This window comes from Herbaspirillum sp. GW822-FHT03A08 (assembly GCF_058801885.1).
The window spans coordinates 878,496-901,966 of the sequence record NZ_JBXANR010000001.1; the positions used below are offsets into that span (position 1 = coordinate 878,496).

At 60.0% G+C, this 23,471-nt stretch carries 18 protein-coding genes and 1 other RNA gene; 8 read left to right on the forward strand and 11 right to left on the reverse strand.

Going from position 1 to position 23,471, the window contains the following annotated elements:
- Positions 1 to 165 precede the first annotated feature (165 nt).
- On the forward strand, positions 166 to 1,827 hold the full coding sequence (locus tag AC1RN6_RS04065; protein WP_493003219.1) for an isovaleryl-CoA dehydrogenase: 1,662 nt from the start codon (positions 166 to 168) through the stop codon (positions 1,825 to 1,827).
- A gap of 9 nt (positions 1,828 to 1,836) precedes the next feature.
- Here AC1RN6_RS04065 and AC1RN6_RS04070 read toward each other — a convergent pair whose 3' ends face one another.
- From AC1RN6_RS04070 to AC1RN6_RS04090, 5 genes are read right to left on the reverse strand one after another with little or no spacing between them, the layout of a single operon-like run.
- Complete coding sequence (locus tag AC1RN6_RS04070) at positions 1,837 to 3,159, reverse strand: four-carbon acid sugar kinase family protein (RefSeq protein WP_493003221.1); 1,323 nt, start codon at positions 3,157 to 3,159, stop codon at positions 1,837 to 1,839.
- Positions 3,160 to 3,181: 22 nt separating this feature from the next.
- Complete coding sequence (locus AC1RN6_RS04075) at positions 3,182 to 4,462, reverse strand: ribulose-bisphosphate carboxylase large subunit family protein (protein ID WP_493003512.1); 1,281 nt, start codon at positions 4,460 to 4,462, stop codon at positions 3,182 to 3,184.
- Between the two features lie 11 nt (positions 4,463 to 4,473).
- Entirely contained in the window at positions 4,474 to 5,013 is a 540-nt protein-coding gene (locus AC1RN6_RS04080) for a VOC family protein (protein ID WP_493003222.1), read from the reverse strand.
- Positions 5,014 to 5,057: 44 nt separating this feature from the next.
- Positions 5,058 to 6,929 (reverse strand): TRAP transporter large permease, encoded by a 1,872-nt coding sequence (locus AC1RN6_RS04085; protein ID WP_493003224.1) that lies wholly within the window; start codon positions 6,927 to 6,929, stop codon positions 5,058 to 5,060.
- A 12-nt stretch (positions 6,930 to 6,941) separates the two neighbouring features.
- A complete protein-coding gene (locus AC1RN6_RS04090; protein WP_493003226.1) occupies positions 6,942 to 7,967 on the reverse strand; it encodes a TRAP transporter substrate-binding protein in 1,026 nt (341 codons plus the stop codon).
- A gap of 240 nt (positions 7,968 to 8,207) precedes the next feature.
- On the opposite strand from AC1RN6_RS04090, the gene AC1RN6_RS04095 reads away from it, so the two are divergent.
- Complete coding sequence (locus tag AC1RN6_RS04095; protein ID WP_493003227.1) at positions 8,208 to 9,284, forward strand: LacI family DNA-binding transcriptional regulator; 1,077 nt, start codon at positions 8,208 to 8,210, stop codon at positions 9,282 to 9,284.
- A 27-nt stretch (positions 9,285 to 9,311) separates the two neighbouring features.
- Here AC1RN6_RS04095 and AC1RN6_RS04100 read toward each other — a convergent pair whose 3' ends face one another.
- On the reverse strand, positions 9,312 to 9,452 hold the full coding sequence (locus tag AC1RN6_RS04100) for a hypothetical protein (protein WP_493003228.1): 141 nt from the start codon (positions 9,450 to 9,452) through the stop codon (positions 9,312 to 9,314).
- A 182-nt stretch (positions 9,453 to 9,634) separates the two neighbouring features.
- Between AC1RN6_RS04100 and AC1RN6_RS04105 the strand changes: the two genes are divergently transcribed.
- From AC1RN6_RS04105 to AC1RN6_RS04125, 5 genes are read left to right on the forward strand one after another with little or no spacing between them, the layout of a single operon-like run.
- On the forward strand, positions 9,635 to 11,140 hold the full coding sequence (locus AC1RN6_RS04105; protein ID WP_493003230.1) for an efflux transporter outer membrane subunit: 1,506 nt from the start codon (positions 9,635 to 9,637) through the stop codon (positions 11,138 to 11,140).
- A gap of 25 nt (positions 11,141 to 11,165) precedes the next feature.
- A complete protein-coding gene (locus AC1RN6_RS04110; protein WP_493003231.1) occupies positions 11,166 to 12,350 on the forward strand; it encodes an efflux RND transporter periplasmic adaptor subunit in 1,185 nt (394 codons plus the stop codon).
- The gene (locus AC1RN6_RS04115; protein ID WP_493003233.1) at positions 12,347 to 15,514 is read left to right on the forward strand and encodes an efflux RND transporter permease subunit; all 3,168 of its coding nucleotides are present in this window, start codon (positions 12,347 to 12,349) and stop codon (positions 15,512 to 15,514) included. Before AC1RN6_RS04110 ends, AC1RN6_RS04115 begins: the two co-directional genes overlap by 4 nt.
- A 37-nt stretch (positions 15,515 to 15,551) precedes the next feature.
- Complete coding sequence (locus tag AC1RN6_RS04120) at positions 15,552 to 16,274, forward strand: heavy metal response regulator transcription factor (RefSeq protein ID WP_493003235.1); 723 nt, start codon at positions 15,552 to 15,554, stop codon at positions 16,272 to 16,274.
- A complete protein-coding gene (locus AC1RN6_RS04125; RefSeq protein ID WP_493003237.1) occupies positions 16,271 to 17,653 on the forward strand; it encodes a heavy metal sensor histidine kinase in 1,383 nt (460 codons plus the stop codon). The genes AC1RN6_RS04120 and AC1RN6_RS04125 overlap by 4 nt, the downstream gene beginning before the upstream one ends.
- Positions 17,654 to 17,776: 123 nt before the next feature.
- On the opposite strand, the gene ffs is transcribed toward AC1RN6_RS04125, so the two are convergent.
- Positions 17,777 to 17,875, reverse strand: an RNA gene (gene ffs / locus AC1RN6_RS04130) — signal recognition particle sRNA small type.
- A gap of 153 nt (positions 17,876 to 18,028) precedes the next feature.
- Entirely contained in the window at positions 18,029 to 19,513 is a 1,485-nt protein-coding gene (ubiD, locus tag AC1RN6_RS04135; protein ID WP_493003238.1) for a 4-hydroxy-3-polyprenylbenzoate decarboxylase, read from the reverse strand.
- A 463-nt stretch (positions 19,514 to 19,976) separates the two neighbouring features.
- Here ubiD and AC1RN6_RS04140 point away from each other — a divergent pair, with 463 nt between their 5' ends.
- Positions 19,977 to 20,963 (forward strand): transglycosylase SLT domain-containing protein, encoded by a 987-nt coding sequence (locus AC1RN6_RS04140; RefSeq protein WP_493003240.1) that lies wholly within the window; start codon positions 19,977 to 19,979, stop codon positions 20,961 to 20,963.
- Between the two features lie 121 nt (positions 20,964 to 21,084).
- On the opposite strand, the gene AC1RN6_RS04145 is transcribed toward AC1RN6_RS04140, so the two are convergent.
- From AC1RN6_RS04145 to ribH, 3 genes are all read right to left on the reverse strand, one after another.
- On the reverse strand, positions 21,085 to 22,254 hold the full coding sequence (locus AC1RN6_RS04145) for a pyridoxal phosphate-dependent aminotransferase (protein WP_493003241.1): 1,170 nt from the start codon (positions 22,252 to 22,254) through the stop codon (positions 21,085 to 21,087).
- A gap of 129 nt (positions 22,255 to 22,383) precedes the next feature.
- The gene (nusB, locus tag AC1RN6_RS04150) at positions 22,384 to 22,851 is read right to left on the reverse strand and encodes a transcription antitermination factor NusB (RefSeq protein WP_050477883.1); all 468 of its coding nucleotides are present in this window, start codon (positions 22,849 to 22,851) and stop codon (positions 22,384 to 22,386) included.
- 107 nt (positions 22,852 to 22,958) lie between these two features.
- Entirely contained in the window at positions 22,959 to 23,444 is a 486-nt protein-coding gene (gene ribH, locus AC1RN6_RS04155; RefSeq protein WP_094562873.1) for a 6,7-dimethyl-8-ribityllumazine synthase, read from the reverse strand.
- Between the last annotated feature and the right edge of the window lie 27 nt (positions 23,445 to 23,471).

Sequence of the window (23,471 nt, forward strand, 5' to 3'; positions counted from 1 at the left end):
CCTTTCAGAAGCCTCATTTTAATATGAGTCTTTGTCATGTGCCGGACGCCCCTAGCGACAAGATACTTATATAGTTATAGCAAATTCACCTAATGCAGTTTTCCCTGCGGGGAATGCCGTACACTGTCCGCGCCGTTGGCTGCCCGCCCATCCTGAGGAGCTGCAATGAAAACGCACGAAGTCACCAACCAGGTTCCCGAGCTGAAAGATGTCAATCTGTACAGCACCGATCTGACCCTGAGCGAAGGCGTGCAGCGTGAACAGGCCGGCTGGCACGCCGCGACGCTATCCAACTACGGCGCCGAACTCGGCAGCGCCGATGTGCTGCAACTGGCCGAACTGGCCAATCGCCACACTCCCGAACTGCAAACCCACGACCGCTTCGGCAACCGCGTCGACCGCATCGACTTCCACCCCAGCTGGCATGCGCTGCTGGCGCTGCTGCGCCGCGAAGCCCTGCACGCGCTGCCGTGGATGCCTGCCTACGAGGGCATGCCGGGTGCGCATGTAGCGCGCGCTGCGGGCTACTTCCTGCATGCACAGGTGGAAGCAGGATCGCTCTGCCCGACCACCATGACCTTTGCTTCGCTGCCGGTGCTGCGCAGCGAAGAGGCGCTGTTTCCGATGGTGCGCGACAAATTGTTTTCGCGCGAACACGATCCGCGCGACCTGCCGCTGGAGCAAAAGCGCTCGATGCTGATCGGAATGGGCATGACCGAGAAGCAAGGCGGCTCCGACGTGCGCAGTAACACCACCGCTGCGCGCCCGCTCAATGGCAGCGGACGCGGCGCGGCATACACGCTGATCGGCCACAAATGGTTTTTCTCGGCGCCGATGTGCGATGCGCACATGGTGCTGGCGCGCACCGGCAACGGTCTGTCGTGTTTCTTCGTGCCGCGCTGGCGTCCCGATGGACAAAAGAACGGCGTGCTGATGCAGCGCCTCAAGGACAAGCTCGGCAACCGCTCCAATTCCAGCAGTGAAGTGGAGTTCGACGACGCCTATGGCGTCATGGTCGGCGATGAAGGACGCGGTATTCCCACCATCATCGAAATGGCCAATCACACGCGCCTGGACTGCGTCATCGGCAGCGCCGGACTGATGCGCTATGCGCTGATTCAAGCGATCCATCACGCGCGCCATCGCAGCGCCTTCGGCAAGCAATTGGCCGAACAGGCATTGATGCGCAACGTGCTCTCCGATCTGGCACTGGAAAACGAGGCGGCGACGCTGCTGATGCTGCGCCTGGCGCGCGCCTTCGAATCGCCCAGCGATCCGCTGCAACGCGCATGGCGGCGCATCGTCACGCCGGCGGCCAAGTTCTGGATCTGCAAGCGCGCGCTGGAATTTACCGGCGAATGCATGGAAGTCTGGGGCGGCAACGGCTACGTCGAAACGGCGCCGATGGCGCGCATGTACCGCGAAGCACCGGTGAATTCGATCTGGGAAGGTTCGGGCAACGTCATGTGCCTGGACGTGCTGCGCGCCATGGAGCGCGAACCGGAAGGCTGCGTCCTGTTGCTGGAAGAATTGCAGCGTGTCGCCGATGGCCACGAGCTATTGCAGGCCCCGCTGAATGCGCTCAAGCAGTTGCTGACCACGCCGCCGGAACAACGCGAAATGCTGGCGCGCAGGCTGGTGCAGCAACTGATCCTGACCGTTCAGAGCGCGTTGATGTTGCAGCATGCACCGTCAGCCATGGCGCAGGCTTTCGTGCTCAGCCGCAGCGACGCCGCCAACGGCCGTGTCTATGGCACGCTGCCCGCAGGCACGACGGACACGGCAGCGCTGCAACAGGCTATCTTGCAGCGTGCCTGGCCGCAGTGAGCGGCATGATCAGGACGTACCGCGCACCAGCGTCTCGAACAAATCCTCGCCGCCCATCTGCCCGCCCTTGAGCATCAGTTCCAGCCCGTTCTCCCGCACGCCATCTGCATGTGCACGGCATAGCGCTACGCCTGCCGACAGCTTTCCCAGATAGGACAATCCCCAGATATCCAGCGCCTTCAAGGCGTGGCTGGATGTATCGCCTCCTGCGACGCCGATGCGGCGCACTGTCGTCAACGGCAGCAGGCGTTTCAAAAAATCTCCGCATGCCTGCGCCAGCCGGTACGTCACGTGGTCGCCGGTGATCTGCATGCCGTCTGCCGTGCACGCGAGTACATGCCGGCCATCCTGCAACAGTTGGGCAACCTGCGCGAGCATAGCCGCCACATAGTCGCCGTCGCCGTCAACCAGACGCTGCGCATCCAGCTGGACGCGTTCAAACGACACGGCCGCGCTGACCTGCTGCGCCGTCACCGGCGACAGACTGCCGGCGAGGACGAATACCGGACCGTCGGCAGGTGCAATATGTGAAACGGACCCAAGACTGCGAGCCAGCTCACCGGTTTCTTGCCAATGGCTGCACAAGGCCTGCACCACGCTGCTGGCGCCGATGGCCAGCAAGCGCTGGCGCTGCGCGCGTTGCCAGATCTGCGCACCGATCACCGGCAAATCGGCCGAGTCCGTCACGTCGAACAACACCGCATCCGGCGCATCGCCAAGCAGGGTTTCAATTTCGGCATTCAAGCGCCCGGCGTCATGATCGTAAGCCGGGAAATGCACTGCGGCCACCTTCATCTGCTGCGCCTGCAAATGCACGCACATGTTCGCTTCATGCATCGGCGTGACGGGATGATTGCGCATGGTCTGATGACGGTCGATGCGGAATACCTCTCCACCGGCGTTCACCGCCGCATACAGGTTGCTGAAGATGCAGTAGCGCTGCAGATTCGGCTGGCCGCCCACGATGGGGACGAAGTCGCTGGCGATGTGACGCCGCCACACCGACAAGGCCACGCCGATGTTGGCGACGTGCGGCGCGCTGTCGAAGGTCGAACAGATCTTGTAGTGCGTCACCGGCGCCTGCAGCGTGGAGAAGAAGCGCGCCACCGGTTCCAGTTCCGCCGTCATTGCCGCAGGCGCCATCGAGCGCGCCGCGCCGGCGATGCCGAGGCAGTCAAGTTCACCCGCGGCCTGTAATTGCTGCTGATCGGGGATGCGCAGAAACAACAGGCTGCGCATCCCCGCTTCCGTCGCCGTCGCCAACGTATCGGTCGCGCCGGTGAAATCGTCGCCGTAAAAGCAGATCCTGGGCGGGTGGATTGTTTCGTTCACTGGAGCGCTTTCACTTTCATTGTCACTTCAGGCGAGGACCGAAAAAATCCAGCGCGCGCTGCAATTCCGGCGCGTGGCGTGCATGCTCCTGCAAACTGACACCGTCGCGCGCCGCTTCCCATGCCTGCCTCAGACTCGCGACGCCGGCGCCGGCGCCGTCCGGATGCGCAAGAATGCCGCCGCCGGACAGGAAGATGACGTCGGTGCTCTTGACCGCATCGAAGGTCGCCGGCACGGTGCCCGCCCATTGCCCCGATGAAAACACCGGCATCACTTCATCATCGCCATTTTCTCCGCGACTCATCGGCGTGAGGCAGTCGCGTGCCGACTGCACCACCTCATCATTGAATTCGGAAAACTTGCCGTCCAGTCCGTGCACATGCAGATGATCGACGCCGCTCAGACGCCAGAGGCTTTGATACGCAGAGAAAGACATGCCCAGCACCGGCTGGCGCGACATCATGCCGAAGCCGTTGCGATGGCCGTGGATGGCGAGACCGCTGCTGCGGCGCAAGCTTTGCAGCGCCGAGAAACCGCACCAGTTGAGCCCGACCATGATGCAGCTGCCGCCTTCGCGCTCGACCAGCTCCGCATGGCGGCGCATGGCGTCGAGTTCGTCGGTAATGTTGAAAGCCACCATCACGCGGCGGCCGGATTTGTCCTGATAGGCGCGCACCCGCTTCATGACTTCGCGTACACGCTCTTCCAGCGGCGCATGGGTCGGATTGGCGCACACCTCATCGTCCTTGATGAAGTCCACGCCGGCTTCGCACAACTGCGTGACCAGCTCGCCGGTCTGCGCGGCGCTCAGGCCGACGTTGGGCTTGATGATGGTGCCCAGCAAAGGCGCCTGCGGCACTCCCACCAGCTTGCGCGTACCGGCGATGCCGTGGCGCGGCATGTCGAACTGTTTGCGATAGCTTTCCGGCAGCGACAGCGACAACAAGCGCAAACCCGTCACCTCGCCGAGGTCGAACAGATTGCCGGCGACGGTTGCCGCCAGCGTCGGCAGGTTGGCGCCGACATTGTCGATCGGGAAAGAGATGCGCACCTTGGCGCGACGATATGGGCCGTGCATGTTCTGGCGTTGCTGCCAGGCGTTGGGCAAGCTTGGCACGGCGACGCTTTCGGTTTCTTCCACCGACACCACCACCGCGCGTGCGCGTTCGCGCAGCTGTTCGGTCTCGCCCTGCACGCGGACGAAAGTGCCGCAGGATTGTTCACCGGCCATCACCTCGGCCACCTGCATCGGGTCGAGCGGCGTCTCGATCAGGTAGTCGGCGTAAAAACGATTGTTATCCATCATCCCCGCCATCACATCTTGCTCAGATCAGGAAACGTACGCACCGGGTCGCTGCCGTCCCAGCCCTCGGCCGATTCACGGATGATGCGGAACACCGTGCCTTTGGGACCGGCGATTTCCGACAGTTCGATGACGGTGCCGGGATGGTATTCGGTCTCGAAATAAACGAAGCGGCCGCGCTCGCCGACTTCACCGCTCATGCCGATCTTCCAGCCTTTCTCCAGCAGGCGCGCGAGGTCGTTGTCGAAATCTTCCGTCCAGTAGGCCAGATGCTGCAAGCCGGTACGGCCTGCCTTGAGAAAGTCCTGATACATCGATGGCGCGTCGTTGCGCTGCTGGATCAGCTCGACCTGCACGTTGCCCGAGTTGGCCAGCGCCACCGAAGAATGGATGTCGTGCAGCTCGCCCTTGTAGCGATAGTTTTTCAGCGGCACGCGCTCCATGTAGTACCACGGGCCGACGCCGAGCACTTCGCTCCAGTATTTCATTGCGGCCTGAATGTCTTCGACGACGTAGCCCAATTGTTTGATCTCACCCAGAAAACGGCTCATTGCTCACCTCTTTGTCTCGTTAAATTCGTTGTAATACCGATGTGTTATTTCAAAAATCCGATGGAAATCCAAGGCACCGCAGCCACCACCAGCAAGGCCACCACCAGCGCCGCCAGATAACTCCAGACCCGGTTGAAGACCTTGTCCGGCGACACCTTGCCGATCGCACAGGCGGCATAAAAACCGACGCCGAACGGCGGTGCGAACAAGCCGATGCCCATCGCCAGAATCACCACCATGGCGTAGTGCACGTCATGGATGCCGAGTGAACGCGCAACCGGGAACAGCAGCGGCCCGAACAGCACGATGGCCGGAATGCCTTCCAGGATGCTGCCCAGCACGATGAAGATGACGATGGTGATCAGCAGGAAGCCCATGCCGCCGCCGGGCACACCCTGCATCAGCGCCACCAGCTTGGCCGAGAAGCCCGACTGCGTCAGCGCCCACGCCATCGAGGTCGCCATGCCGATGATCAGCAGGATCGCGCCCGACAAAGTCGCCGCTTCCACCAGCATCGGGTAGATGCGCTTGAAGTCGAGATGCTTCATGAAGGCATGCATGATCAGGCCGACAATGATGGCGTAGGCCACGCCAATCGTCGCCACTTCGGTTGCGGTTGCCACACCCTCGATCACCGCCACGCGGATCAGCATCGGCAAGGCCAGTGCAGGAATCGCGGCGATGAAGGTCTTGCCGATCACACCGATGGTGGCGCGTTTGACATCCGGCATCGGTTCGCGGCGGGCGCGGAACCAGCAGATGATGCCGATGGCAATGGTCGCAATCACCGCCGGCATCAGGCCGCCGATGAACAAGGCCGTGATGGACACGCTGCATACCGCGCCGATGGTGATGAGCACCAGACTCGGTGGAATGGTTTCGGTCATGGCGCCGGAGGACGACAGCAAGGCCACCAGTTCTTCCGGCTTGGAGCCGCGCTTCTTCATTTCCGGGAACAGCGCCGGGGCAATCGCCGCCATGTCGGCCGCCTTCGAGCCGGAGATGCCGGACACCAGGAACATCGCACCCAGCAGCACGTATTGCAGGCCGCCGCGGACATGGCCCAGCAAGGCCGCCATGAAATCAATCAAGGTGCGCGCCAGACCGCTGATTTCCAGCAAGGAACCGAGCAGCACGAACAATGGTACCGACAGCAGGATCAGACTGGACATGCCCTCGTCCATGCGGCTGACCACAATCATCATCGGCGCGCCGGTGGCGATCGTCAGATAGGCCATGGTGGCAGTCCCGAAGGCAAACGCAATCGGAATCCCGCCCGCAACACAGGCGCCGATCAGCAGCACGAAGAACACGATCAGGTTGTAGTTGCCCATCGCCAGCAAAGCCGGCTTGCTGATCCATAAGACTGCACCGATCACCGCCACCACCGCTATCGCAGAAGCCACCTGTTTGATGCTGGACCGGCTGGCCATGCGCGCAATCGCCGCCAGGAACATCAGGATCGCGCCGACCGGCAAGGCCGCAGCACGCAAGCCGTCAGGAATTTCCAATGCAGGCGTGGTGATCGCCATCTGCTCCGAGGCATGATCGACAGCCGGATGGATAATCATCAGCACGAAGATGCAGACGATCAATGCCGCCACGGTCTCCAGCCAGATACGCCATTTATCCGAGAGCCGGTTGACGATGGCGGTCAGGCGCATGTGTTCGCCCCGGTCCAGCGCCAGCACCGCGCCCAGCATCGACAGCCAGATGAACAGCGTCGAGGCCAGCTCATCGGACCAGATCAGCGGATCGTGCAGCGCGTAGCGGTAGATCACGCCGGCCAGCAGCACCGCGGTTTCCACCACCACCAGTGCTGCGGCAACGGCGGCGACAACGTGCATTACGCCGCGGTTGACGCCCGCCAGCAGACGCGCCAGCGGGTTGCCTGGCAATGGTGCAGCGTAGTTCATTGCAGCTTCCATTTACGCCAGTTTCCCGGTGTACTTTTCCAGCAGCGCCCATGCCTCGGGACCAAACTTCTTGTGCCATTCGGTATAGAAGCCGGCGCTGCGCAGCTTGGTGCGGAAGGCTTCGTTGTCGGTGTCGTTGAACTGCATGCCCTTGCCCTTCATCTCGGCCACCAGCGATTCGTTGAGCGCCTTGACGTCAACGCGCTGCTTCATGCCGGCTTCGTTGATGTTGCGCGTGACGATGTCCTGCAAATCTTTCGGCATCTTTTCAAACGACTTCTTGTTGCCCATGAACCAGAAGCCGCTCCACACGTGGTTAGTCATGGAACAGTATTTCTGCACTTCATAGAACTTGACGGTGGAAATCACCGCCAGCGGATTCTCCTGGCCTTCGGCGATCTTGGTCTGCAGCGCCGAATACACCTCGGCGAAATTGATGCTGGTCGGCGCCGCGTCGAACGCGCGGAACAGCGAGGTCGCCAGCGGGCTCGGCGGCACGCGCAGCTTCATGCCCTTGAAGTCTTCCGGTTTGATGATCGGACGCGTGCTGGTGGTGACCTGGCGATAACCGTTGTCCCAGCAGCGCTCGAAGGCGAACAGCGAGGTCGTCGCGGCGATCTGCTTGCGTACGTAGGCGCCGAGGTCGCCGTCCATCGCGGCCCAGACCTGGTTGTAATCCTTGAAGGCGAAACCGACGCCGCTGATCTGTCCGGCCGACACCAGCGTGCCCAGCACTTCCGGCGAGATGGTGAAGAAGTCGATGGCGCCGGCGCGCACCTGCGACAGCATGTCGGTATCGGTGCCGAGCTGGCCGTTGGGATAAACCTGCAAGTCGACACGGCCCTTGGATTCGGCGGCGATCTTGGCGGCCATTTCCTTGGCGCGCACGTTCATCGGATGCGTCATCGGCAGGTTGTTGGCGTACTTCAGCGTGAACTCAGCGGCGGCGCTGGCCGGACCTGCGTACAGTCCGGTCGCAGCAGCAGCCGAAGCGATGGAGGCGGTTTGCAGGAAGCGGCGGCGGGTCATTGCGTGCATGGCGGTATCTCCTGGATTGTTATTGATCTGTCTTGAATCTATGTTGAATCTCGACGGAGGAAGACAACGCCAGTGTCACCGCACCACGCGCCGACACCTTGGAAAGCGAGGCTGTCTCCCTCTATATTTTTGATGTTATTTGATTTAACCTGATTGCTTGATGCAGAGAATATTCCCTCACAGCCGTACTCGTCAAAGCTGATTAATGATGGTTTTTGATGTGACCAACTGAACTACACCATGCCGACCTCCATCGATTCCGACGACCTCTCCGACTATCCAGGCACCGGCCGTGCACGCGTGACCGACATCGCACGCACCGCCGGTGTCTCTACCGCCACGGTCGACCGCGTGCTGAACCAGCGCCCCGGCGTACGCGCCGCGACCATGCAAAAAGTGCTGAAGGCCGCCGCCGCGCTGGACTATCTGCCCGAAGCCGATCTTTACAAAGCGATGCAGCCGCGGCCGATGCGGCTGGTGTTTTTGCTGCCGCCGCAGAGCAATCGCTTCATGCAGATGCTGGGCGACTACATCGCCTTCGCCGAAGACCAGCTGGCGCCGTTCAATGTGAAGTGCAAATGCCATCACATCGAGGGTTTCAATCCCAGCGTGCTGGCCAAGCGTCTGCTGCACTACGGCCGCCAGGCGGATGGAGTCGCCTTCATGGCGCTGGAACATCCGCTGGTGCGCGAGGCGGTCAATACGCTGGTCGCCGAAGGCATCCATGTCGTCACATTGATCTCCGATCTGTCCAACTCGCGCCGGGCAGCATACGTCGGCATGGACAACCGCGCCGCCGGGCGGACCGCAGGTTATTTACTGGGACGCTTTCTCGGCAATCCCAAAACGCCGATGAAGATTGCGATGATCGCCGGCAGTCTCAGCTATCGCGGCCATGAAGAGCGCGAGATGGGGTTCCTGCATGTGCTGGAAGAGATGTTCCCGCGTCTGCAGGTGGTCGGTCTGCGCGAAGGCCATGACGACGCCGACACCAATTACAAGCAGGCACGTACCCTGCTGGAACAGCATCCCGACCTGGCCGGCATGTACAACATCGGCGGCGCTTCCGATGGCGTCGGGCGGGCGTTGAAGGAAAGCGGGCGCGAGCAGAAAATTGTCTTTATCGGGCATGGACTGACGCCTGACACGCGTGGGCTGCTGATCGACGGCACCATGGACGCGATTTTGACGCAGCATCCGCAGAACATGATTCTCAACTGTGTGCGGATATTTGGGAATTTGCGGGAGCGGCGGGAGGCGTTGTCGGGGGTGGAGGCGGTACGCATCAGTGTAATTTTGCGGGAGAATTTGCCGTAGGGGGTGAGACTGTGTTTTGTTCCAACCTTATTTCCAGGTAGCCTCGTCTTTTCCTTCTTCGATCAACCCTGCCGGGGGGTAGCCCGGCAAACCACGCGTGATCGAAGAAAACACGGCATCAGCTTCCACAGAAAAAACAATGCCGAAAAGAAACCAGGCCTCTAACATACCCGCCATCCCGAAACTGACAGAATTGTCATATTTCCGTCAGCCTCCCGTTGACAGCCCTCCCTTACAGTAATGCTGTAGAAAGGTGTCGACCGGTATCCTGCCTTACACCCATCGGCATTTCCCTTTGATCCCATGATCGTCAGCCAAATGCACGTCCAACCATGTTTCGGAATCTACCAATGACAGCGACCGCCAAATCGCCACCCAGCTCTGCATTCAAGCCAACCTTAGCTTTGTCCGCAATCACCCTGGCCGCAGCCGCCTTGCTCGGCGGTTGTGCCGTCGGCCCTGATTACGTTCGTCCGCAAATGGATCTGCCCACTGCCTATAAAGAACAGGGCCCGTGGAAAATCGCCGAACCCGGCCAGATCGACAGCAATCACCGCTGGTGGGAAGCCTATAAGGATCCGGTGCTGAACGATCTGCTCGATCAGGCCAACAAAGCCAACCAGAACATCCGCTTTGCCGAAGCGCAATATCGCCAGGCGCAAGCCACCGCCGCCATCGCGCGCGCCAGCCTGTGGCCGACGGTCGGTGTTTCCGGCGGTCCCAGCCGTGCGCGGACCAATAGCGCGACATCAGGCAGCCGGTTGACGGACACCTATGCCGTCGGTCTGAATGCGTCGTGGGAAGCCGATATCTGGGGCCGCGTGCGGCGCTCGGTGGAAGCAGGCGACGCGACCAGCGAAGCCAGCGCGGCCAGCCTGGCGGCGGCGCGCCTGAGCATCCAGGCGACGCTGGCGCAGGATTACCTGCAGTTGCGCGTGACCGATCTGCAAAAAGATCTGTACGCGCGCACCGTAGCCGCCTACACCCGCTCGCTGCAACTGACCCAGCATCAATATGAAGCCGGCGTCGCCCTCCGGTCGGACGTGGCGCAGGCGGAAACGCAATTGCGTTCCGCACAGGCGCAGCTGATCGACCTCGACGCGACGCGCAATCAGCTTGAGCATGCCATCGCCATTCTGGTCGGCAAAGCGCCTGCCGTATTTACACTGGCGCCGGTAACCACCGACGGCGCAGCCTTGCAGGCAAGCATGCCGCCGACCCCGACCGGTTTGCCATCCGATCTGCTGGAACGCCGTCCCGACATCGCCAACGCCGAGCGTCTGGCCGCCGCCGCCAATGCCAATATCGGCGTGGCGCGCGCGGCTTACTTCCCGACGCTGACATTGAGCGCGACCGGCGGTTATAGCGCGGTCGCCTTCTCTCAATTGTTCGACACGCCGAGCCGGGTCTGGTCGCTGGGCGCCACGCTGGCGGCAACGCTGTTCGACGGTGGCGCACGCAGCGCCCGCAACGATCAGGCGACAGCTGCTTTCGATGCTTCGGTAGCGACGTATAAGCAGACTGTCCTCGGCGGCCTGCAAGAGGTGGAAGACAACCTCTCGACTCTGCGCGTGCTGGATCAGGAAAGCGCGGTACAAGACCAGGCGGTCAAGGCGGCCCAGCTGTCTGAACGACTGGCGCTGAGCCAGTATCAGGCCGGCACCACGACGTATCTGTCGGTGGTCACGACCCAGGCCGCATCGCTGACCAATCAACGCACCGCCGTGACCTTGCTCGGCCGCCAGCTGGTTGCCAGCGTGGCGCTGATCAAGGCGGTCGGCGGCGGCTGGCGCGTCGGTGAAATCAATCAGGCAGCAACAGCGGCAGCAGACACAACCGCCGCCAAAGCCAACTAAGAAAAACAATCTTGCGAGTTAAAGTATGACTACTTCATTCATTCAAAAACGTTCCACTCTGTTGATTTCCGCTGCGGTTGTCGTTCTCGTGGGGGGCGGCTCCTGGGCCCTGATGCATCGCACCGACGCCGTCGCTGCGCCTAATCCGCAGGCACAGCAAGGTCCCGCAATTTCCGTGACCACCACAAAAGTGGAGGAGCGCGATGTGCCTTTGTATCTGACCGGCGTCGGCACCGTCACCGCCAACGCCAGCGTGACCGTCAAGGCGCGCATCGACGGCCAGCTCGACAAGGTTGCCTTCACCGAAGGCCAGGACGTCAAGGCCGGCCAGTTGCTGGCGCAAATCGATCCACGCGCGCTGCAAGCCCAGCTGGCGCAGGTGCAGGCGCAGCAAGCCAAGGATCAGGCGCAACTGACCAACGCCAGGATCGACCTGCAACGCTACACCACACTGCGTCAGCAAGACGCGGCCACGCAACAGCAGCTCGATACGCAAAAAGCGCTGGTCGCGCAGCTGGAAGCCGCCGTCAAGACTGACGAAGCACAGATCAACTATGCCAAGGTGCAGCTCAGCTACACCACCATCAACGCACCGATCAGCGGCCGTGTCGGCGCGCGTCTGGTGGATGCCGGCAATATCGTGCACGCCGCCGATGTGAACGGCCTGGTGGTGATCAACCAGATCGATCCGATCACCGTGCAGTTCACTTTGCCGGAAGATGCGGTGCCCGCCATCAACCGCGCCCAGCTGACCAATCACAAGTCGCTCAAAGTAACCGCCTATGCGCGCACCAACAACAAGGACCCGCTGGGTACCGGCAACCTGATTTTGCTGAACAACCAGATCGACACCACCAGCGGCACGGTACAGTTGAAAGCGCGCTTCACCAATCCGCAGCACACGCTGTGGCCGGGCCAGTACGTCAACGTCAACCTGCAGATGGACGATCACGGCACGGCGCTGACGCTGCCGGCGGCAGCTATCCAGCGTAATCAGGAAGGCACCTATGTCTACATCGTCAAGGCCGACGAGACTGCCGCCATCCAGCCGGTCGTGGTGGCGCGCATTCAGGACGGCATCGCGGTCATCACCAAGGGTGTGGAGTCCGGCCAGCGCGTCGTGCTTGACGGTCAGTACAAGCTGAAACCGGGTAGCCGCATCGTCGAAGGAAAAACTAACGCCGCTGCTGCGAAAGGATCCGCAAAGTGAGTGTTTCCGCTACCTTCATCAAGCGTCCGATCGGCACCACGCTGCTCGCGATCGCTATCCTGCTGGTCGGTATCGCCGTCTGGCCGTTGCTGCCGGTGGCGCCGCTGCCGCAGGTTGACTTTCCGACCATCCAGGTCTCCGCCAGCTTGCCGGGCGGCAGTCCGGAAACCATGGCGTCCAACGTGGCGCAGCCGCTGGAACGGCAGTTCTCGCTGATTGCAGGTCTGACGCAGATGACCTCGCAGAGTGCGCTGGGCAGCACCCAGATCACCCTGCAGTTCGACCTCAACCGCAACATCGATGCCGCCGCATTGGACGTGCAGGCCGCGATCAATGCGTCGACCGGCCAGTTGCCGGCCAACTTGCCCAACCCGCCGACCTTCCGCAAGGTCAACCCGGCCGATTCGCCGATCATGATCATGTCGGTGCAATCGGACGCACTGCCGCTGACGCAGGTCAACGATTACGCCGACAATATTCTGGCGCAGCAGATCTCGCAGATCTCCGGCGTCGGCCTGGTCAGTGTCAACGGCCAGCAAAAACCTGCCGTACGCATTCAGGTCGATCCGGCCAAGCTGGCGACGATGGGGCTGAGTCTGGAAGACGTGCGCGGCGTGATCGCCACGACCACAGTCAATCAGCCTAAGGGAACGGTCGACGGCCCGCATCAGAGTTTCACCGTCTACACCAACGATCAGTTGCTGAGCGCCGAACCGTGGAACGACATGGTCCTCGCTTACAAGAACGGCGCGCCGATCCGCGTGCGCGATATCGGCACCGCCGTCGACGGTCCGGAAAACAACAAGATCGCAGCATGGGCCTTTGCCGGCGCGGCAGCAGCGGAGGACAACACGCTCACCAACGGTCGCTCGATCGTGCTGGCCATCACCAAGCAGCCAGGCGCCAACGTGATCGAAACCGTGGAACGCATCAAGGCGACGATGCCGCGCCTGCGCGCTGCGATTCCAGCCAGCGTACACATCAACACGCTGATTGACCGTACCCAGACCATCCGCGCTTCGGTGCAAGACGTCGAGTTCACGCTGATCCTGACCATCGCACTGGTGGTGATGGTGATCTTCGTTTTCCTGCGCAACGTTGCGGCGACGCTGATCCCAAGCATCACCGTGCCGCTGGCACTGATGGGCACGGCCGGCGTGATGTACCTGGTCGGTTACAGTCTCGATAATCTGTCGCTGATGGCGCTGACGATTGCGGTCGGCTTCGTGGTCGATGATGCGATCGTGATGCTGGAAAATATTTACCGCTACGTCGAAGAAGGCATGTCGCCGATGGAAGCGGCGTTGAAGGGTTCCAGCGAAATCGGCTTCACCATCATCTCGATCTCGGTGTCGCTGGTGGCGGTGTTCATCCCGCTGCTGCTGATGGGCGGCATCGTCGGCCGCCTCTTCCGCGAATTCGCCGTGACCGTGACGCTGACCATCGGCGTGTCGGTGATCATCTCGCTGACGCTGACGCCGATGCTGTGCTCGCGCTTCCTCAAGAACAGCCATGCCGAGCAACATGGCAAGATGTATCAGCTGTTTGAGCGCTTCTTCGACATTCTGCTGAACGGCTACAAGCGCGGTCTCGATGTCGTGATGCGCCATCAGTTCATCACGCTGCTGACTTTCATCGGCACCGTGGCGTTCACCGCCTTCCTGTTCGTGATCATTCCTAAAGGTTTTTTCCCGCAACAGGATAACGGCGTGATCGTCGGTTTTGCCGAATCGGCACAGGATATTTCCTCACAAGCCATGCAGCGCCGTCTGCTGCAAGTGGCCGAAGTGGTGCGCAAGGATCCCGACGTGACCGGTTTTGCAATGAGCGCCGGTTCGACGACCTTCAATACCGGTAACTTCTTCATTGCGCTGAAACCGAAGGATGAAGGCCGCACCGCCGACGCCAGCGAGATCATCACGCGTCTGCGCCCGCAAGTGGCCAAGATCCAGGGCGTGAACCTGTTCATGCAGGCCAGCCAGGACATCAACGTCGGCGGCCGTCTGGCGCGTACGCAATATCAGTACACGCTGACCGATTCCAATTTGGACGAGCTCAACACCTGGGCGCCGAAGGTGGTGGATCGCCTGCGCAAGATGAAGCAATTGACCGACGTCGCGTCCGATCAGCAGAACAATGCGGCGACGGCGACCATCACCATCGACCGTGCACGCGCGTCCAGCTTCGGCATCTCGCCGTCGCTGATCGATGCGACGATCTACGACGCGATCGGCCAACGCCAGGTGGCGCAGTACTTCACGCAGATCAACAGCTACCACGTGGTGCTGGAAGTCACGCCTGAGCTGCAGAAGGATCCGGCGCTGTTCAACAAGCTGTACCTGACCTCGCCGATCACCGGCCAGCAAGTGCCGCTGTCGACCTTCATCAAGGTCGACACGACCAAGACCGCGTATCTGTCGATCAGCCACCAAAGCCAGTTCCCGGCGGTGACGATTTCCTTCAACCTGGCGTCTGGCGTAGCGCTGGGTGAAGCGGTCGACGCCATCAATCAGGCGCAGGCGGAAATGGGCGTGCCGACCACCCTGACCGGTGCCTTCCAGGGTACGGCCAAGGCTTTCGGCGAATCGCTGGCGTCGCAGCCTTACCTGATTGCAGCAGCGCTGATTGCTGTGTATATCGTGCTGGGTCTGCTGTATGAGAGCTACATCCATCCGCTGACGATTCTGTCGACGCTGCCGTCGGCCGGCGTGGGCGCTCTGCTGATTCTGATGGCGGGCGGCTACGACCTCAGCGTGATTGCCCTCATCGGCATTATCTTGCTGATCGGTATCGTGAAAAAGAACGGCATCATGATGATCGACTTCGCCCTGACTGCGGAACGCCAGCATGGCATGAAGCCGGAAGAAGCGATCTATCAGGCATGCTTGCTGCGCTTCCGTCCGATCATGATGACCACCATGTGCGCATTGCTGTCCGGTCTGCCGCTGATGCTGGGCCATGGCGCCGGTTCCGAACTGCGCCGTCCGCTGGGTTATGCAATGGTCGGCGGCCTGGTGCTGTCGCAGGCGCTGACGCTGTTCACGACGCCGGTGATCTATCTGTATCTGGATCGCGCGCACTACTGGTACATGAACAAGAAAGAAGCACGCGCAGCACGCAAGGCAGCCAAAAAAGGCTCCACACCTGTAATAGAATCGCACTAATAGTCACATGCCTATGACCGCGGTACCAGGAGCAGGAATGAAAGTTCTGATTGTCGAAGACGAGCACAAGATGGCGGAGTACCTCTGCAAGGGTCTGACCGAGCAGGGGTGCACCGTGGATCTGGCCGCCAACGGCATCGACGGCCAGCATCTGGCGATCCAGCACGATTACGACGTGATCGTGCTGGATGTGATGCTGCCCGGCCTGGACGGCTTTTCGGTGCTGCGTTCGCTGCGCACCGTCAAGCAGACGCCGGTGATCATGCTGACGGCGCGCGACCGCGTGGAAGACCGCATCAAAGGCTTGCACGACGGCGCCGACGATTACCTGATCAAACCCTTCTCCTTCCTCGAACTGCTGGCGCGCCTGCAGGCGCTGACGCGGCGCGGGCGTTCGCAGGAACCGGCGCAGTTGCGTATCGGCGACCTGCAGATCGATCTGCTGAGCCGCAAGGCATTCCGCAACAATGTCCGCATCGACCTGACCGCCAAGGAATTTGCGCTGCTGGCAATCATGGCGCGTCGCCAGGGCGAGATTCTGTCTAAGACGGCGATTGCCGAACTGGTGTGGGACATGAACTTCGACAGCAACACCAACGTGGTGGAAGTTGCCATCAAGCGCCTGCGCGCCAAGATCGACGCACCGTTCGGACAGAAGCTGCTGCATACGATACGCGGCATGGGCTACGTGCTTGAGCCGCGCGCGGTGGTGCCGGCACACGATGCACATGAGGCCAATGACGAAGAGGAAGACGGATGAAGCATTCCATTATCACGCGCCTGGTGATGATGTTTGCTGCTTCGGCGCTGATCATTTTCTCGCTGATCGGCGGCGTGCTGTATGCCGTGGTCAAGAACGAGCTGCTGCGTCATGAGCGCGACGGCCTGGTGACCACCTTCAACGATATCGAATACATGGTCTCGCGCATCGGTACCGTCGACCGCTGGGCGCGCGTGCAAGCCAAGCTCGATACGCTGACTCCGGCCGATGGCAAGGTGCGTTTCTGGGTGTTCAGCGACGACCCTCGCTTTAGCTATGGCAAGGATCTGGCCGAGTTGCACGAGTTCGACTACGACCCCAAGAATATCGGCAGGCTGCGCATCAAGGGTAAAGAATTTCCACTGCATACGCTGACCAAAATCCTGCCTGCCTATCTCGACCGCCCCGCCATTCGTCTCACGGTGGGCGTGGATACGGAACCTTATTTTGAAACGCTGCGCACTTTCGTTGCGGCGATGATCGGCTTGTCGCTGATCGGTGTTTTTCTGGTAATCCTGTTCGGTTACTGGATTGCCCGTACCGGCTTGCAACCACTCAAGAAAATGTCGGACAAGGCGCAGACGCTGAGTCCGAAGAACCTGTCCGAGCGCCTGACCATCTCTGCCCTGCCGGATGAGCTGTCGGACCTGGCGCAAGCTTTCAACGGCGCGCTGGACCGCATGGAAAATGCGTATAAACAGCTGGAAGCCTTCAATGCCGACGTTGCGCACGAGTTGCGTACGCCGCTGGCCAATCTGATCGGCGAAACCCAGGTTGCACTGTCGCGCGAACGCAGCGCACCCGAGTTTGAAACAGTTCTGCAATCAAACCTGGAAGAGCTGGACCGGCTGCGCTCGATCATCAACGACATGCTGTTCCTGGCCCGCTGCGATCAGGGTGAAGCCGCTACCAGTCTGGTACACACGGTAATTGCCGATGAGGTGCAAAAGACCATTGAGTTCTTTGAATTCGTGCTCGACGAGATGGAAATGAGCGTGGAAGTCACTGGCGACATCGACGCAACGTCAATGATAGAAACAGCGCTGTTCCGTCGCGCCTTGACCAATTTATTGCAGAATGCGATCCAGCATTCGCCCACCGGCGCGCGCATCAAGATATCCATTGATGCGCAGAACAAGGATGTGCAGGTCGCCGTCTCCAACCCCGGCGAGCCGATCGAGCAACGCCATCTGCCGCGCCTGTTTGACCGTTTCTATCGCGTCGACACCGCACGCCGTGAAGTCGACGGCATCCACGGCCACGGACTCGGCCTGGCCATCGTCAAGGCGATTGCGCTGATGCATGGCGGCACCGCCTTCGCAGCAAGCAGAGGCGGCATGACGACGATAGGCTTCACTGTCGGCGGCAAAGCGGCCTGAGGCTGATTGCTGATTGATTTCCTGCAGAACTGAAATAGCTGAGAGAAGGTAGAGCCGGACTGTCGGTAACGGATTGAATTCGTCACGACTTGTTGAATGCTTCCTGAAGAAAACTTCGAAGGAAGAGGCGAGCCTTGTCTGCGGCACTTGCAGGAAATGGCTGTGGCTGCTTCGTTCCCGACCTGACCAGGTTGACCATGCCACAATGCGCAGGGGCCCGCCGGCAGGAATTGTACCTCATCTGCGCCGCTGGCGCGAGCGCTGTTCTCTGCGACAGGATAAATTGCAGCAGTCGCAAAGATCGCAACTGACTTTTTGATGAAGCGCAGCTTGCAATGTCCCGCAAGCTGCACTGCTTCCGACGCCATCCGATATTTATATCCCGAGTTCGTCCCAGATACTGTCCACACGCTTCTTGACCGCATCTGTCATGGTGATGACGGTGCCCCATTCGCGGTTGGTTTCACCCGGCCACTTGTTGGTGGCGTCAATGCCCATCTTGCTGCCGAGGCCGCTGACGGGTGAGGCGAAGTCGAGGTAATCAATCGGCGTGTTGTCGACCATGACCGTGTCGCGTACCGGATCGACGCGCGTGGTGATGGCCCAGATCACTTCTTTCCAGTCGCGGATATCGACGTCTTCATCAACCACCACGATGAACTTGGTATACATGAACTGGCGCAGGAAACTCCATACGCCGAACATCACGCGCTTGGCGTGCCCGGCATAGGATTTCTTCATCTGCACCACCGCCATGCGATAGCTGCAGCCTTCCGGCGGCAGGTAGAAGTCGGTGATTTCGCTGAACTGCTTTTGCAGCAGCGGGATGAACACTTCATTGAGCGCAACGCCTAGCACAGCCGGCTCATCGGGCGGTTTGCCGGTGTAGGTGGAGTGGTAGATCGGATCGCGGCGCATGGTGATGCGGTCAATGGTGAAGACCGGGAACCAGTCCTGCTCATTATAGTAACCGGTGTGATCGCCGTACGGACCTTCCAGCGCATGCTCGTAGCCGGAGGGATGCGACTCATCGGGATAGATATGCCCCTCCAGTACGATCTCGGCTGATGCCGGCACGCGCAGCTCGCTGCCGATGGCTTTGACCAGTTCGGTTCGGCTGCCGCGCAGCAGGCCGGCGAACTGGTATTCGGACAGGCTGTCCGGGACCGGTGTGACCGCTCCTAATATAGTAGCGGGATCGGCGCCGAGAGCGACGGCGATCGGATAAGGCTTGCCGGGGTTGGCGATGCAGTGCTCGCGGAAGTCGAGCGCGCCGCCGCGATGCGCCAGCCAGCGCATGATGACCTTGTTGCGGCCGATGACTTGCTGGCGATAGATGCCGAGATTCTGGCGCTTCTTATTAGGGCCTTTGGTGATCACCAGACCCCAGGTAATAAGAGGAGCCACATCGCCGGGCCAGCAGTGCTGGATAGGCAAGCGGTCGAGGTCGACGTCGTTGCCTTCCCAGACGATATCCTGGCACGGGGCCGAACTCCGCTCCTTGGGCGCCATGTCCCAAAGCGACTTGACCAGCGTGCCGAGTCCCATGACATCTTTAAAGCCCTTGGGCGGCTCGGGTTCTTTCAGCTTCGCCAACAAATGGCCGATGCGTCTTAATTCGCTGACATCTTCAGCGCCCATGCCGAGCGCCACACGGCGCGGCGTACCGAAAAGATTCGCCAGGACCGGGATATTTTTACCATCGACCTTGTCGAAAATCAGCGCCGGCCCGGAGGCGCGCAGGGTGCGATCGCAAATTTCCGTCATTTCGAGGTAGGGAGAGACGGGTACGGAGACGTGTTTTAATTCTCCGGAAAGTTGCAGTTGCGAAATAAAATCGCGTAAATCAGTGTATTTCATTTTTTTTCGCTGGTTTTCTTGAGTACAGCCCTTAGATGAGGTAGACCGGGCAAACGGTTGATTCTATTGATTTTTGGAGGGATACCCCCTCAAAAATAAGACTTAAAAGTTATATTAAATCGATTTAATAGTATTGACTTGATATAAAGTGGCTTCTACAATTCGCGCACCTTGATTAAAGGAGCCGGGTTAGGAACCCGAATCAGCTCGCAAGGTTTCACGGGAACGGGGTCCCACTGGCATTTTTAAGGAGTGTTATCAAAAGGCGTCAGCCTTCTCCCCCGAACTTGGTTGTATTGCACTGCACCGGAGCCGACGGCCCTGCAGTAACCGCAAACAACCCGTAGCTTGCCGTAACGCTTTGCGACGGCAGTGTTTTGATTGTGATGCATGTAGTCAGTAATCCGGTTTTTCACTCTTGGCCGGCTTTGCCCTATGTAAGTTGCAACATTCAGGAGGTTCAATGTTAAACCAACCCATCGAGGCGCAGTTAAGCTCCGCCTCCGATATGGTTGACCATTCTGCGCAATGGGCGAAATCCATTCCAAGCAGAATCGGTCGCTTTTTTACCGCAGCGCACTACGCGCTGACTTTGGTCGGTATCGCTGCCCTGTTCGTTTTGGGCATGATGTTTTTCAACCCGGATTTTGCCGACAAGCTGATGGCTTTGTCGCCTTTCTCGGATGAACAACCCGAAGAAGTCGCACCGGAAGCGCCATCGCTGGCAAATCTGATGGACGTGCCTGCGCCGGCCTTGACTGCCGCAGCACCTGTAGCCGCAGCGGTCGCCGCTGCAGCAGCGGTTCCGATGACCGATGAAGAACGCAAGATCATCGGTACGCCGCGCCAGCAAAAACTGGTAACCAACTGGCTGTCGAAGCGTTACCGCGTTGCGGGCGATGCGACCGACATGCTGGTGTCGGCTGCGTATCTGACTGCACGTGAAATCAAGCTCGATCCGCTGCTGATCCTCGCAGTGATGGCGATCGAATCGCGCTTCAATCCGTTCGCGGAAAGCCCGATGGGCGCACAAGGCCTGATGCAGGTCATGTCCAAGGTTCACCACGACAAGTTCCAGGAACTGGGCGGCGTCAAGGCAGCGCTCAATCCAGTTGCCAACATCAAGGTCGGCTCGCTGATCCTGAAGGAATACGTCACCCGCGGCGGTTCGGTCGAAGCCGGCCTGAAGAGCTACGTTGGCGCAGCCGATATGGAGAACGATGGCGGCTATGGCCTGAAGGTCTTGTCTGAATATCAGAACCTGAAGGAAGTCGCAGTCGGCAAGAACATCTCGATCTTCACGACCGCGCTGATCAAGGCGCCGGCGCCAGCCGTGCGCCCTGCCCTGCCGGCAGTGACGCCAGCCAAGCCGACCGCTGTCGGCGACATGGCTGCCGCGGCACCGAAGAAGCCAGGCGTGAACGCATCGGAAGAAATCGCTGCACTGTAATTCTCAGCATCGCATTTCTTCACACGACATGAGCCGGCTGAACAAGCGGGCATGAAAAAAGGAGCCTCAGGGCTCCTTTTTTATTTGCGATGCATTTGCGGTGAATCACCTGCAAGTACGCTTATCGCTCGGCCAGATATTTTTCCAGACGGCGAACCGCTTCCTGCAAATTTTCCATCGACGTCGCATACGACAAACGGATATAGCGATGCGCCGTGGCCGGACCGAAATCCAATCCCGGCACCAGCACCACACCGGCCTTGTTGAGCATGTCGATGGTGAACTGATCGGCATCGCCGCTCAGCGCACTGCAATCCGCATAGACATAGAAGGCGCCGTCCGGCATCACCGGCACCTTGAAACCGAGACGTTCGAGTTGGGGCACGATGTAATCGCGGCGGCGTTTGAATTCCGCTTTGCGCTCTTCATACAGCGCGATCGATTCCGGCGCGAAGCAAGCGATGCCGGCGTGCTGTGCAATCGACGATGCGCAGATGAATAAATTCTGTGCGAGCTTTTCGACTTGCGGCACCAGGCTTTCAGGAAGCACCAGCCAGCCGAGACGCCAGCCGGTCATGTTGAAGTATTTGGAGAAGCTGTTAATGACGATGATGTCTTCGCCAAGCGACAAGGCTGAGAACGGTGCGCCCTCGTATGACAAGCCCTGATAGATTTCATCGACGATGGTGAAGCCTTTTTTCTCGCGCACGACGTCGACGATCTTGCTCAACTCTTCCGGCAGGATCGAGGTGCCGGTCGGATTCGACGGAGAGGCCAGCAAGACGCCTTTGGTTGCTGCAGACCAATGTTTCTGCACCATGCCTGCCGACAACTGAAAGCGATGTTCCGGTCCGCTCTCGATTAATTTGGCCTTGCCTTCAAAGGCGGCGACGAAATGGCGATTGCACGGATATGAAGGATCCGGCATCAGGACTTCAGTATCTTTTTCCACCAGCGCGGCACAGGCCAGCAACAAGGCCGCTGAGGCGCCCGCTGTGACCACAATTCGGGTCGGCGCGATGTCCAACCCGTACACCCGCCGATAATGCGCTGAGATCGCTTCTCGTAACGCCGGCAAACCTGTTGCCGAGGTGTATTGCATCTTGCCGTCCATCATCGCTTGTGTCGCAGCGGCAACAACCGCGGGCGCAGCGGTGAAGTCGGGCTCGCCGATGCCCATGTGGATGATGTGCTGACCCTGTTGTTCCAGGGCAGCAGCCATCTTGGCCAACTCCATCACATGAAAGGGTGCGATGTTGTCCAGACGTGACGCGAGATCGTGAAAGCTCATGGGGATGTGTAGAAAAACGGAACTCGCCGCGCCGCGATCATGCCGGCGGCAACGGCGGAAAAATCAGGATCGAAAAACCGCCGGTGAAAAATTTGCAAAGCGAATCCGCAAAACAAACCGGCCAGGTGATTAGCGGCGACCGGCGCCGACTTCGGTTTCGCGCACTTTGGCAGCGAAACGATCAAGCACGCCGTTAACGTATTTGTGACCATCGATACCGCCGAAGGACTTGGTCAGTTCAACGGCTTCGTTGATGACGACCTTGTAGGGAATCTCAATGTTGTTCTTCAGTTCGAACGCGCCGATCAGCAGCGCGGCATGTTCCACCGGCGAGAGTTCGGTGATGGGACGATCGATCAGCGGCGCCAGACCGGCGCGCAGGTCGGCGACCTGCTTGATCGCACCGTACAGCAGCACGTCGAAATGCTCAGCGTCAGCCTTGTCGAAACCATGGGCTTCACGGATGTGCGCTTCAATAGCGCCGGCGTCTTCGTTGTTGAGCAGCCATTGATACAGGCCTTGCAATGCGAACTCGCGCGCACGGTGACGCGGCGTGCGATTCTTGCTCGGATTGGCGTGGAGATTTTTATTAGTCATGGTGAATAGATCAAACCGGTTCGATACAAAATACAAAATGGATAGGCGCATCGTCCCGCTCGTTCATCTGCTTCCGTACTGCAGAACGAGCGCCGTTTCCGAGGTGCTTATTCTTCTTCCGACACTTGCGCCAGTTCATCCAGCGCCAGCGCCAGGTTAGCCATTTCAACGGCGACGCGGGCCGCGTCCGCACCCTTGACTGCCATGCGCACTTCAGCCTGCTCATCGTTTTCCGTGGTCAGGACCGCGTTGGCAATCGGGATGCCGGCGTCGAGACCGACGCGTGTGATGCCTGCGCCGGATTCGTTGGATACCAGCTCGAAGTGATAGGTCTCGCCGCGAATGACTGCGCCCAGCGCGATCAAGGCGTCAAACTGATCGGTCTCAGCCATCTTTTGCAGCGCCAGCGGAATCTCCAGCGCACCGGGAACGCTGACGTGCAGGATGTCTTCATCTTGCACGCCCAGATGCTTCAACTCCGCCAGGCAAGCCGCCAGCAGACCATGGCAGACGTCTTCATTGAAACGCGCCTGCACGATGCCGATACGCAAGCCTTCGCCATTCAGATCCGATTCGTAAGTACCTATAGTCATGGCTTTTCCTTATACGCAAACTTGCGC